The organism is Ketobacter alkanivorans (assembly GCF_002863865.1).
Lineage (GTDB): Bacteria > Pseudomonadota > Gammaproteobacteria > Pseudomonadales > Ketobacteraceae > Ketobacter > Ketobacter alkanivorans.
On record NZ_CP022684.1, the window covers coordinates 4,554,399 to 4,567,413 of the forward strand.

A 13,015-nucleotide genomic window follows, 5' to 3' on the forward strand; every position below is an offset into this window, starting at 1 on the left:
AAAAGGCAGCGGTAGCTGCCAATGGAACCGATAATCATAGTCTTATAGGATGACAGTTGCAATCTCAGAGCCCTGGGCGGTGATTCAATTCGCAGGCATTTCACAGACTTAACCCCAAACCTGTCGTTTTTCGCCGTTGAACCCCGAGCGCGATTGGGAAACCATGGTGTAATGATTGAGTTAAAAATCGCACGATAAAACCATAGAACAATGCGAGCCCGACAGTAGCGTTATGAGCCAGACCAAGAACCCCATTGAATTAAGCCTGTTTTCCAGTCGGATTGAGTCAATCTGCGATGAGATGGGAGCCTCTCTCAAGCGCTCGGCGTTTTCCCCTAATATCAAGGATCGGCTTGATTTCTCTTGCGCCATTTTTGATGCCGCAGGCCAGCTTGTTGCCCAGGCCGCCCATATCCCTGTTCATCTTGGCAGCATGGCTTATGCCATGGCACAGATAGTGTCGGCTGTTGAGTGGCAGGAACAGGACATGGTGGTAGTAAACGATCCGTTTATGGGCGGTACTCATCTGCCGGATGTGACGGTGATTGCACCGGTGTTTGCAGGCGGCGACTTGCAGGGATTTGTGGCTAACCGGGCTCATCATGCCAATATAGGGGCCTCCGCGCCGGGCTCTATGCCGGTGTCGCGTTCTCTGCAAGAGGAGGGGGTTATCATTGCTCCCACCCATTTGATTCGTGCCGGGCAATGGTGCCAGCCGGTGCTGGAGCAGTTGGCTGGGTTAACGCCGGGAGCATTGCGTGGGGGGGCTTTGGAAGAGATTGGGTCGACCTCCGTTGGTGCTCACATAATGGCAGCGATTGGCGATTTTACCGCTCAGGCCAGCGCCAATCGCACCGGGCTTCGCCGCCTGATGGAGCTGATTGATTACTACGGGAGTAATACCTATCAGTCGATGCTGGAACGGTTGAATGATTATGCTCACCTGTTGGCGCAGGAAAGCCTGAAGCGGGTTCCTGACGGCCAGTATTCTTATCAGGATCAATTGGATGATGATGGTGCCGGAACACAGAATATTCCGATATGTGCCGCCATTACCGTGAATCAAGGACGGGTTTGCGTAGATTTCAGCGGCACATCAATGCAGGTGGCAGGCAACGTGAACTGCCCACTATCGGTAGCGGCTGCTGCCGTGTTTTACGTGTTTCGCTGTCTCATGCCGGAGCATACCCCGGCCTGTGCCGGAGCGTTCCGCAGTATTGAGCTGAAAGCGGAGCCGGGCAGTCTGCTTAACGCCTGCTATCCTGCCGCAGTGGCCGCCGGTAATGTGGAAACCAGCACTCGTGTGGTTGATGTGGTGCTGGGGGCCTTGGCTCAGGCTATTCCTGAGCGCATACCGGCAGCGAGCCATGGCAGTATGAATAACGTTGCCATGGGGGCCATTGAGTCAGATGGCAGTCGTTGGGACTATTACGAGACCATGGGGGGTGGAATGGGGGCCTCTGCGGCGGGAAATGGCCTTCGGGCGGTTCAGACCCACATGACCAACACGTTGAATACGCCGGTGGAAAGCTTGGAATTGCACTACCCTGTCCATGTGACTCGCTATGAAATTCGCCGGGGCTCAGGTGGTGACGGCGTTTATCGGGGTGGTGATGGTCTGCTGCGAGAATTGCGTTTCAATAAGCCTGCTACTGTCACTTTGCTCACGGAACGGCGGTGCTCTAAGCCTTGGGGCTTGAATGGTGGCGACAGTGGTTGCGCTGGCCTTAACACGTTGAATGGTAAGGCATTGGCCGCTAAAACCACGTTTCAAACCCAGGCCGGGGATGTGCTGACCATAGCCACGCCCGGCGGTGGGGGATGGGGCAAGGCAACTGACAACGAATAATAACGATACGATTTGAGAGAGGATTCGGGAATGTCGGAGCAATTGGAAAAGCAGGTGCACTACCGGGTTTGTCACCTGTGTGAGGCCATGTGTGGACTTGAACTCACCACCCAGGGTGATCAGGTGTTAACGGTAAAAGGCGATGAACAAGACCCGTTCAGCAAAGGGTATGTGTGTCCAAAATCCACAGCTATCACGGATATTCATGAAGATCCTGACCGAATTCGTCAGCCCATGCAACGGGTGGGAGATCGCTGGCAGCCCATTGCCTGGGACAAGGCTTTCGATCTAGTAGCCAAGCGTTTGGTGGACATTCAGGCGCAATATGGCAATAACGCAGTCGGCATCTATCTGGGAAATCCCTCGGTGCATAATTGGGGCATGCTCACCCATGGTTCCAATTTCTTCAAACCGTTGAAAACCAAGGCCCGTTTCTCTGCCACCTCGGTGGATCAGTTACCTCATCAATTAATGTGCTACTGGATGTACGGTCATCAAGTCCAGGTGCCGGTGCCGGACATTGATCGCACCGATTACCTCATCATTGTGGGTGGTAACCCTATGGCGTCCAACGGCAGCCTGTGGAGCGTGCCTGGGTTTCGCTTACGGGCCAAGGCATTACAGAAGCGGGGCGGTAAGTTGGTTGTGATTGACCCCCGTCGCTCTGAAACGGCGGCAATAGCGGATCAGCATGCGTTTATCCGCCCCGGCACCGATGCCTTCCTGCTGCTGGCCATGGCGCGCGAGATCTTCGTCAACGGATGGGTGAAAACGGGACATCTTAGTGAGCATCTTGCTGATTTGGATCGGGCCGAGCAGGCGGTAGCCCCGTTTACCCTCGAGCTGGCCGCTGACAAAACTGGCGTTCCGGCAGCAACAGTTCGCCAGCTGGCCTATGATCTGGCGCACACTGAAAATGCGGTGATCTACGGCCGTATGGGCATTTCTGTGCAGCAGTTTGGTGCCATCTGCCAGTGGGGCATTCAGCTGCTGAACATTATTACCGGCCATCTGGATGTGCCCGGTGGTTACACCCTCAGCCTGCCTGCGGTGGACATGGTGTGGGGGCCGATGAATAAGGCTGGCCATTTCGATGTGTGGCAGACACGGGTGCGAGGGCTGCCTGAATTCGGTGGGGAGTTACCCTGTAGCGCGCTTGCCGAAGAGATCCTGACCCCTGGTGAGGGGCAGATCAAAGCCATGATTACCGGTGCTGGCAACCCGGTGCTGTCTACGCCTAATGGTGAGCAACTCGAAGCGGGCCTGGAAGGGCTGGAATTCATGGTGTCCATTGACTTTTACATCAATGAGACCACCCGGTTTGCCGATATTATTCTGCCCCCCACCAGCCCCTTGGAACACGATCACTATGATCTGGCGCTGGCACCTTTCGCTGTACGCAACATCGCTAAATACAGTCAGGCCGTGTTCGACAAGCCAGCGGGCGCGTTGCACGACTGGGAGATTCTTTCTGCTCTGGGTGAGCGCGTCAGTGCATTGAAAGGGGTGCAACCGGCACCGGTGTTCCCACCGGAAATGGTGTTGAATATGGGCCTACAAAGTGGCCCGTATAAAGATGAGCTTAATTTACAAGTGTTGAAGGATAACCCCCACGGTCTGGACATGGGGCCTCACGCTACCCAGTTTCCCGAGCGTTTGGTTCATGGTGACAAGTTGATTCGCTGTGCACCAGAGCCCGTGTTAAAGGATCTGGAGCGGTTGCTGGAGCAGGAACCCGACAGTGAAGACATGCCGTTTCGCTTGATCGGCCGCCGCCATGTGCGCAGCAACAATAGCTGGATGCATAATTACCAGCGTTTGGTTAAAGGTAAGGGGCGTTGCCAGCTTATGATGCATCCAGATGACGCCACCAAACTGGGTTTGCAAACCGGGCAGGCCGTGAAAGTCAGTTCCCGGGTGGGTGAGGTAATTGCCGAGCTGGAGGCCACCGACGAAGTGATGCCCGGTGTGGTGAGCTTGCCCCATGGTTGGGGCCACGGCCGCAAGGGGGTTAAAGCGGGTATTGCCCAGGCCCACCCTGGCGTGAGCGTAAATGACCTTACCGATGATCAGTTTGTGGATGAATTGTCCGGTAATGCGGCTCTTAACGGGGTGCCAGTGGCCATTATTGGGGCCTGAAACCACAAACTGTCTATGGTGTTAGCAAGGCTGTGTTTTGCTACAATAGCGCAACTTTTACATTGGTAGGTGCAATATGGAAACGCTTGACGTCATTAAAGATCAAATCAGTAGCAACCCGGTGTTGTTGTACATGAAAGGTTCACCGCAATTTCCTCAGTGTGGTTTTTCCGCCCGCGCCGTGGAAGCATTGATGACGGTGGGTAAGCCTTTCGCATACGTCAATATTCTTGAGCACCCTGATATCCGGGCTGAGCTGCCCAAGTATGCTAATTGGCCGACATTCCCACAGCTATGGGTGGCCGGTGAACTGGTCGGTGGCAGTGATATCATTCTGGAGATGGCTCAACAGGGCGAGTTAAAAACGATTGTTGAAGAAGCGGCTGGGCAGACTGAATAACCGTTTGCACTGTGCCTGATAAAAGAGCGCCTAAAGGCGCTCTTTTTGGTTTTAACTCCGATGACATGCCAGTGTAACTTAGGCGCCGATGCGATTAAGCCCGGCCAGGTGAACCCTGCTTTTGTTTCGAAAGTGTTCTTCAAAAAAGCGCATGGCCTCATCCGGTTCGGTTGGTCGCGCAAAGTAAAAGCCTTGAATGTAATCACACTCACGTTGTTGCAGCAGATCCAGTTGTTCTTTGGTTTCCACTCCCTCCGCCACTACATGCAGATTCAGGCTTTTTGCCAAACCGATAATGGCTTCCAGAACTTTCAGTGATTCTGGCTGGGAATCAATATCCCGAATAAAGGTGCGATCAATCTTCAAGGTATCGATCGGGAACTTCAGCAGATAGGCCAGGGATGAGTACCCTGTACCAAAATCATCCAGGGCAATACGAACCCCCAGAGCCTTGATCTGATTTAACAATTCTACGGCGTGTTTTTCGTTCTGCATCAGGCCGGATTCGGTGATTTCTACCTCTAGCTGATGGGGCTCGATGTCATAGGCATCCAGCGCATCCTTAATAGTTTGCAGCGGGTTGCCGTAGTTTAATTGCACTGGGGACAGGTTGGTGGAAACTGTGATGTTCCTGAACCCTTTTTTGTTCCAGTATTCGATCTGACGGCAGGTTTGCTCGATCGCCCAGTCACCTAAATTCTGAATATAGCCGGTATCCTCCGCCAGCGGGATGAAGACACCGGGGCTAATCATGCCTTTTTCGCTGTGATTCCACCGCATCAGGTTTTCAAACTCAAAGCGCATTTCACCGAACAGGGGCACTTTTGGTTGATAGTGAAGAACGAATTCATTGTTCGCGAGGGCAGAGCGCATCGAGGCTTCCAGCTCAATCCGTTCCAGCACGGGTTTGTTCATTTTGGAATCGTAGAAACGGGAGTTGTTCTTTCCACTGGCTTTTGCCGCATACATGGCAGTATCAGCATTTTTGAGCAGAGCTTCCGGGGTGCGGCCATCTTTCGGGAACATGGAGATACCGATACTGGCGCTGGTAAATACTTCATTTTCGTTGAGGTTAAAGGGCTTAGACAGTTTTTGCAGAATACGGTTGGCCACTTTAGCGGCTTCTTCCGGGGAATTGATTTTGGATAGCACCAGTGTGAATTCATCGCCACCCAAGCGCGCAATCATGGATTCTTTCTCACGCAGTGCCAGCGGGTGGGTAGGTGCCACCATATCGTGACTGCGAACGCACTCTTTGAGGCGACCGCTCACCCGCATTAAGAGTTCATCACCCACTTCATGGCCGAGCCCATCATTAATGTGTTTGAAGTTATCCAGATCAAAAAACAGTATCGCGACTTGGTGCCCGGAGACTTGCGATTTTTCAATCAGCTGTTGAATGGTGTCGATAAAACTTACTTTGTTGGGAAGCCCCGTAAGCGCATCGAAGTAGGCGAGTTCTTCAATGTGCTGGGAAGTATCGTGCAGGTGTTCTCGCATGGATTCGAACGATTGCGACAGCTCGCCCAGCTCGTCGGCGCGATTCAGCACTTTGACGGCATTAAAGTTGCCATTGCTGATATTGGTAACCAGGCTCTGCAGGCGTCTGAGAGGATTGGTCACCAGAACGGCTACGCTGCGATGCAGTATCAACAAACTGAGCAGCCCAGCAGCAATAGCGACATAACTCAGCATGTTATTCAGTGCTTCGCTGGCGGCGTCCATATCAACCATTGGAGTGAGGGAAATCATTTGCAGAGAATCAGCGATGTTACGAGTGTTCACCAGATAGCGGTTGCTGTTCCAATGAATGGTGTTGCCATCCTCTATCTTGGCAGTGGAGATCAGCTCTCTAATAGACCGGTCTTCTGTCAGGATCGTTTGTTTGGCCAGCAGTATCAACAGGACATGCGATGCACGTCGAGTGTTTTGTATGAAGCTTTCCAGTTGCTCAAGTTGTACTACGGTTCTTATTTTTAACCCAGAATCAGCGCCGTACTGGGTGATATATGACTGTGTCAGGGCAAGGTACAGATGTTGCCCGTCGTTGAAAAACATAGATGGCTGATTGGTCCAGCTCTCTGGTATGGAAAAGCCTTTTGGTAATTCCGTAGCTGCCAGCGTCTGTTTGGAGTCAGACAGAATTTCGGCAAACAGTAGCCTGGGGTGGTGGGCGTGAAACTCGCGCAATGTTTGCTGCAGTTGATCCGGCTGGTTGGCAGCCTGGCTGATAGCCTGCGCCATGTGGGGGTATGCGGCAATTTCATCCATCAGTTCGTGCCCTTGCCGCGTGGCCACCTTGATGCTCCAATGAACCTGATCGCTCAGTATTCGGCTCTGCTCCTGAGATCCGCTCATCATCATGTTTTCAAAATGAGAGCGGGTGATGAAGGCGTTCAATAGCAGCGGAACCACTACCAGAGGAAACAGAATGGTGAGAAATTTGGTTTGAAGTTTCATATACCAGCAATTACCAGCAACAGCATAAATTTGGGCGCTGTGTTCAGTATAGAGAGCCGAATAGATTAACGTGGGGCTATTGAGCCGCTCACGCATAGAAAATTCGATGCTTTAGAGCTAATTGCTTATTCCTAAACAGTTTTTCGGTTTTTCTTTCAATTCTGATAGTGTGAAGTTCGTCACAACTTGGAGGGTGAACCCTATGCCGACTTCTCGGTTTCTTCACGACGTACGCATCTTTGATGAGCATGGTACGCATGTTATAGGGCACGTAATGTCGGTGGATGATGGCGGGTTGCTGATGCTGTCTGATGTTGCCATCGAATCCGAACAAGAACTTTCCTTTATGCTTGAGGATGTTACCCGCATGGAGTCAGGCAAGATGGCAATGTTTTCTGCCACTTGTGGCTCTTGCGAAGTAGTGCAAAGCATACTGGATATGTATCAGGTCCGTTTAAACTTTACCCATCTGTCGGCGGCAGCAGGTAAGGTAACCAAAGCGTTGCACTGAGCTGCACTTAAGAAATTCCGCTGTGGGGCTTGACGAATTCCAGTTGCTGATAGAGTCTAACTGGATCAATAACTCCATGGTTTATTAAGGAATTTTATGGACTGGCCGGTTCAAGTTGTGGATTGCCTGGCGGGCAAGATCGCCGTTGGGGAAACGCTTACTCTCAAAGGGTGGGTGCGTACGCGCCGTGATTCCAAAGCGGGTTTTTCGTTCATTAATCTTCACGATGGCTCCTGCTTCGATGGTATACAGGTTGTTGCTGATGGCAGTTTGCCCAATTATGAAACCGACATTCTCAAGTTGGGTGCAGGGTGTAGCATCACGGTCAGTGGCGAAGTGGTGGCCTCCCAAGGCAAAGAGCAGGCTCTAGAGATTAAAGCTGTGGCAATTGAGGTTATGGGCTGGGTCGACGATCCGGAATCCTATCCGGTTGCCAAGAAACGCCACACCTTTGAGTATCTTCGTACGGTTGCCCACTTGCGGCCTCGGACCAATACCTTCGGTGCGATCGCCAGAATTCGCAATACAGCGTCTCAAGCCATTCATCGTTATTTTCATGAGCGCAATTTCTATTGGGTAAATACGCCAATTATCACTGCAAGTGATTGTGAAGGGGCCGGAGAAATGTTCCGGGTCAGCACCTTGGACCTGCTCAATCTTCCCAAAGACGATAAGGGTGGTGTGGACTTCTCTCAGGATTTTTTTGCGGATGAAGCGTTCCTTACCGTTTCCGGCCAGCTCAATGGTGAGGCCTATTGTACGGCTCTCTCCCGCATTTATACCTTTGGCCCCACGTTTCGGGCGGAAAACTCCCATACCAGCCGTCATTTGGCCGAGTTCTGGATGGTGGAGCCGGAGCTGGCTTTTGCGGATCTGCAGGATAACGCCGATATGGCCGAGGAGTTCCTGCAGTTTGTGTTTAAGGCGGTGCTGGAAGAACGCGGCGATGATATGGCTTTCTTTGCCCAGCATATAAACCCGGGTGCCATCAGCAGATTGGAAAATGTGGTGTCGTCCCAGTTTGTGCGTATGGATTATTCTGAGGCAATACGGATACTGGAGAACTGTGGCAAAACGTTCGAGTACCCGGTGCAATGGGGCCTCGACCTGCAGTCAGAGCACGAGCGTTATCTGGCCGAAGAGCATGTTGGCAGACCGGTTATTCTCATGAACTATCCGCAAGAAATTAAAGCCTTTTATATGCGGCAGAATGAAGACGGCAAGACCTGTGCTGCGATGGATGTGCTGGCTCCGGGCATTGGTGAGATCATCGGTGGTAGTCAAAGGGAAGAGCGCCTGGACATCCTGGATGCAAAAATGGAGGCATTAGGGCTGGAAAAAAATCTGTGGTGGTACCGAGACTTACGACGCTACGGCACCATTCCTCATGCAGGTTTTGGCCTGGGCTTTGAGCGGTTATTAAATTACATCACCGGTATGGAAAATATTCGAGACGCGATTCCGTTCCCTCGGGTTCCGGGCAGCGCGCAATTTTAAGGTAGAATATTCATCTGGGCGGCCTAATTAATATAGCTATTTTGCAGGCAGAGCCAGCGTCACATAACTATCCTTATGACACACAAAAAGTATACGGATAATGTGCTTTTTGTGTGTCAATATGCCGCCATATTTATCTATAAGCCCCGCTGTTGTTGTTCGAGGTTGAAACCGATTTGAGTTTTTTTGAATCCCAGGAATTGAAAAGTCTGAGTCGCTATGTGCGTGGTTATCTTGGAGGGCTGCGCTCTCTGTGTATGGATATCGAGGGCGAAGAATTCAAGTATTTAGAAGGCGGAGAAGGGGATACCCTCATCTTTTTGCACGGCGTGATGGGCTCAAAAACCCAATGGCGTACCCTGATGCAAGCCTACACCAGCCATTATCATGTGGTTGCAGTGGATGTGCCCGGCTTGTGTTTGCATCAATCATTTGCACAGAAAAAACATACCTTACGCCAAATTACATTATGGCTAGAGCGGGTGGTAACTCGCCTGCGGGCGGATCGTGTGCATTTGGTTTGCCACTCCCTTGGTTGTGCGGTGGGCGCGTATTTTGCCGCGACTCGTCCAGAGATGGTGAAGTCTGCGGCCTTCCTGTCATTCCCGGACGTGTTCAGCAACAAGGGCCAAGTGTTTCGCAATTTATTGGCAGAGATGGATAACGTAGTGAGCACGGCGGATATAGCCCCTCTTGCCGACTACTATCGTCGCTCCTATGCCAACCCGCCCAGCATTCCTAATATTGTATTGCGCTACAACCTAAGAGAAGTGCGAAAGCAGCGAGACCGGGTGTTGCAATCCATGCGGGAGTTTAGTGATTCCGGGCCTTTATTGATGGCGCAGATTCGGCAGATCAAAGTTCCCTGCCTGATAGTGAACGGAGATGTTGACAATATCTCGCCCCTGTTCGATGAGAGCTTTTGGCAGCTTAATGTGCCCGGTCACTACTTTGTTGAGCTGAATGAGTGTGGACACTTACCCCATTTGGAAAAACCCGATGAGGTGATCTATGAGCACCGCCGTTTCATTGAGCGCGTGGGTAAAACTGAATACCAAGGCCCCTCCGACGATACCGGTAAGTATGGCATCATTCTGGACTGATTTTTTCACGACAGCAAAGACAGCACCTGTTGTGATAGCGCATTGGCTTGTGCCTGTAATGCCAGCCCGGCCTGTCGCTTGATTTGTTGCTTGGACAATTCAGTTATCTGCGCAGCAAAATCTGTATCTGCGATGCGAGAGCGAGCTGCCGTCTGTGATTCAGATACAGAAGACAGGTTGCGTATATTGGATTCAAAGCGGCTTTGGATAGCACCTAACGATGCTCGATAGCTGTCAATTCTATTAAGGGCCGCGTCTACGGTATCCACGGATGCCTGAGCCTGTTCAGCGGTGTTGACGCTGATGTTCGCCAACGTACCTGTGGCTTGCACGTTCTCTTGCTGCAAAGAATCCAAGCCTGCTTGGGCTTGGTCTGAACCGGAAAACGTCAGAGTATCTTCACCACTTATAGTAACCTCGCCGCTGATGCGTAAGTCCTGAAACGCGTCGCTAAAGCGGTTTTCCGAGCCGCCAAAGATTCGGTTGCTGACAGCCGTCGAAGAGGTGCTCACGATAACGTCACGACCATCTTCTGCACTTAAGATCAGTTCACCTTGATCATTGGTGGAGGCCGTCACCCCGGTGACATCGCTCCTGGCGTTAATGGCGTCGGTCAGGCTTCCATCGGCATCATTTGTGTTGAAACTTACCGGGCCAATATCAACACCATTGATGGTTAGGTCGCCACTGATTAACGCGCCGGAGGCTACGTTGGTTGCCGCGTTGTTGTTCACGGTGCCGCTGTAATCACTGCTTTGAACTGCACTGGCATTGAACTCGGTACGAGCGCTGGCGTAAACATTATCAAGCCCCGAGCCTTCGGTTTCCCGCACGGCGTTAACACGTTCTGCTATTGATTTTGCCAGGCCTGATCCGTAACTGAGGCTATTGCGGTCGGTTAACTCTGAGGTGGCCTGCACAGTGTTGATGGCACCACCAAACGCATCATCTGCAATGTTTACGGCATCTTCACTGCCAACGCTGATACCCAAGTCGGTAACGGCAGCGGTATCTGCATCCCCCTCCTGAATGCCCTGACTGCCGGCATCGCCACTGCCCAGTTCAGCACGGCTGCCCGTGGATTGAACCTCTCCCGGCAGACCTCCCAACGCCGAACTGCGCGCATCAAAACCACGGATGGAAACGCTTTCTCCGGCATTGGGGCCAATCTGAAATGACTGACTGCCCAGGGAGCCATCCAGCACTTTCTTGCCATTGAAGCTGGTTGTTTCTGCAATTCGATCGACTTCACTTGAGAGCTGATCGATTTCTTTTTGAATAGCGCCACGATCCGAGGCCGAAAGCGTGCCGTTTGCGGCCTGTAAAGAAAGGTCACGAATACGTTGCAAGGCACTGGTGGTTTCTTCTAATGCGCTTTCTGTGGTTTGTGCGTACGAGATACCGTCATTTGCATTGCGGCTGGCAGTATTCAGCCCATTGATCTGAGCACTGAAACGGTTAGCGATAGCCAGCCCCGCGGCGTCATCCCGAGCGCTGTTGATGCGTCTGCCTGAAGCTACTTTTTCCAGAATCTGATTGAGGTTGGTTTGAGTCTGGCTCAGTTGGCGCAGCCCCACCAGCGACGACAGGTTAGAGTTGATGTTCTGCGGCATGGCATAGTCCTCCTCAACGGTAAACTATACTCCTGTCGAAAATGTATGAATATTAATCAATTTAGGCTGTTTAGACCGATTTCTTCCCAACGTAAAGGATTAAAGGCCAATAGATTTCTTGGGTCGCTTTACTGTCTCCCCATGCGGATTCAATTGCTTTGAAATGAGTTTCAACTGGGTTATGGCCCAGGTGTTTCTCATACTGTTTCACAGCAGACCAGGTATTGAGATAGCCGATCAAATGGGAAAGCTGCCAGCGGGCGCGCATGAAGAATTCCGGGGCCGGTTCCCGCGCATAGGGGAACGCAATGCGGGTGTAACCGTTGTCCAGTAACGCGCGCTCAGGCGGCCAGTATGGGCCCACAACGTTGCTGTGAAAATCTTCTATCACAGCATCCAACGCCGTATCGGTATACAGCAATTGATAGCCCCACACTGCCAGTACACCCTGAGGCTTAAGTACACGATCTACTTCTGCAAAAAAGTCAGGATGTCGAAACCAGTGAATCGCCTGGGCAACGGTTACCAAATCCACACTGTTGTCAGCGCTCTGTATCTGCTCAGCGGGGGATACGTGATAGGTTACGTTAGCCGTAGGGATGGCGTGCTCAACCTGGGTGGCACTGGCATCGCTCGCCCGCACATGTTCGAACTGTTGGGCAAGTTGTCTTGATGCTTGCCCATTGCCGCAGCCTACATCGAATGCAAGTTGAGTTGACGGTGCGATGGTCGCAAGGTATTGATACAGCGCTTCCGGATACTGGGGCCGGAAGCGCTTGTAGTCATCAGATGCGGTTGAGAAATAATCTTTGAATTCAGCCATATCAGTTCGGATTGTGAATTTACAGTACCGCTAATGCCGCGTCGTAATCGGGCTCATCGGCAATTTCCGCAACTTGCTCAGCATGTAGCACCTTGCCGTTCTCATCAACCACCACGACTGCACGAGACAGTAAGCCAGTTAAAGGGCCGGTTTTAAGTGTTACGCCGTAATCATCACCAAAAGTGGAGCGGAAGCTGGAACCCACTTTTACATTTTCAATGCCTTCAGCGCCACAAAAGCGAGTCATGGCGAACGGCAGATCTGCCGCGATGCAAACTACCACAGTGTTGTCCAAAGCGGCGGCTTTTTGATTGAAGGTGCGAACAGACGTTGCGCAGGTAGGTGTGTCGATAGATGGAAAAATGTTCAAAATAACGCGCTTGCCCTGCAGTGAATCGGAAGTGAGATCTGACAGATCCCCCTGTACCAAGTTGTACTGAGGCGCTTGTGTACCTGCTGCAGGCAATTCACCTACGGTTTCGTTGGGGTTGCCACCTAGTGTTACCGTTGCCATATCTAATTCCTTGTTAATGTTGTGGTTTATGCCGTTGCGCTGTCCAGCGCCGAATTAACGCCGGTAATAATATCATCTTCACTGCCAATATTAATGCTTAAACAAA

The 13,015-nt window shown here is 51.7% G+C and carries 10 protein-coding genes; 6 read left to right on the forward strand and 4 right to left on the reverse strand.

The window, feature by feature from the left end:
- Nucleotides 1-232: 232 nt before the first annotated feature.
- The 3 genes from Kalk_RS19490 to grxD all read left to right on the forward strand — a co-directional run bounded on the left by Kalk_RS19490 (nucleotide 233) and on the right by grxD (nucleotide 4,388).
- A complete protein-coding gene (locus Kalk_RS19490) occupies nucleotides 233-1,849 on the forward strand; it encodes a hydantoinase B/oxoprolinase family protein (protein ID WP_101895847.1) in 1,617 nt (538 codons plus the stop codon).
- 42 nt (nucleotides 1,850-1,891) lie between these two features.
- A complete protein-coding gene (locus Kalk_RS19495) occupies nucleotides 1,892-3,988 on the forward strand; it encodes a molybdopterin oxidoreductase family protein (RefSeq protein ID WP_101896406.1) in 2,097 nt (698 codons plus the stop codon).
- Nucleotides 3,989-4,064: 76 nt separating this feature from the next.
- A complete protein-coding gene (gene grxD / locus Kalk_RS19500) occupies nucleotides 4,065-4,388 on the forward strand; it encodes a Grx4 family monothiol glutaredoxin (protein WP_101895848.1) in 324 nt (107 codons plus the stop codon).
- Nucleotides 4,389-4,466: 78 nt separating this feature from the next.
- Here grxD and Kalk_RS19505 read toward each other — a convergent pair whose 3' ends face one another.
- The gene (locus Kalk_RS19505) at nucleotides 4,467-6,848 is read right to left on the reverse strand and encodes a putative bifunctional diguanylate cyclase/phosphodiesterase (RefSeq protein WP_158643600.1); all 2,382 of its coding nucleotides are present in this window, start codon (nucleotides 6,846-6,848) and stop codon (nucleotides 4,467-4,469) included.
- A 202-nt stretch (nucleotides 6,849-7,050) separates the two neighbouring features.
- Here Kalk_RS19505 and Kalk_RS19510 point away from each other — a divergent pair, with 202 nt between their 5' ends.
- The 3 genes from Kalk_RS19510 (at nucleotide 7,051) to Kalk_RS19520 (ending at nucleotide 9,959) form a co-directional block, all read left to right on the forward strand.
- Nucleotides 7,051-7,359 (forward strand): hypothetical protein, encoded by a 309-nt coding sequence (locus Kalk_RS19510; protein WP_158643601.1) that lies wholly within the window; start codon nucleotides 7,051-7,053, stop codon nucleotides 7,357-7,359.
- Between the two features lie 96 nt (nucleotides 7,360-7,455).
- Nucleotides 7,456-8,856 (forward strand): asparagine--tRNA ligase, encoded by a 1,401-nt coding sequence (gene asnS, locus Kalk_RS19515; protein WP_101895851.1) that lies wholly within the window; start codon nucleotides 7,456-7,458, stop codon nucleotides 8,854-8,856.
- Nucleotides 8,857-9,032: 176 nt separating this feature from the next.
- Nucleotides 9,033-9,959 carry an alpha/beta fold hydrolase gene (locus Kalk_RS19520; RefSeq protein WP_158643602.1) on the forward strand — a complete coding sequence of 309 codons (927 nt, stop codon included), beginning with the start codon at nucleotides 9,033-9,035 and terminating at the stop codon, nucleotides 9,957-9,959.
- 5 nt (nucleotides 9,960-9,964) lie between these two features.
- Here the strand turns inward: Kalk_RS19520 and Kalk_RS19525 are convergent, their stop codons facing one another.
- The 3 genes from Kalk_RS19525 to tpx form a co-directional block, all read right to left on the reverse strand.
- Nucleotides 9,965-11,572 (reverse strand): flagellin N-terminal helical domain-containing protein, encoded by a 1,608-nt coding sequence (locus Kalk_RS19525; RefSeq protein ID WP_101895853.1) that lies wholly within the window; start codon nucleotides 11,570-11,572, stop codon nucleotides 9,965-9,967.
- A 70-nt stretch (nucleotides 11,573-11,642) separates the two neighbouring features.
- A complete protein-coding gene (locus Kalk_RS19530) occupies nucleotides 11,643-12,395 on the reverse strand; it encodes a class I SAM-dependent methyltransferase (RefSeq protein ID WP_101895854.1) in 753 nt (250 codons plus the stop codon).
- A 19-nt stretch (nucleotides 12,396-12,414) separates the two neighbouring features.
- Nucleotides 12,415-12,909, reverse strand: coding sequence for a thiol peroxidase (gene tpx, locus Kalk_RS19535; protein WP_101895855.1), 495 nt, complete (start codon nucleotides 12,907-12,909; stop codon nucleotides 12,415-12,417).
- Nucleotides 12,910-13,015: the final 106 nt, after the last annotated feature.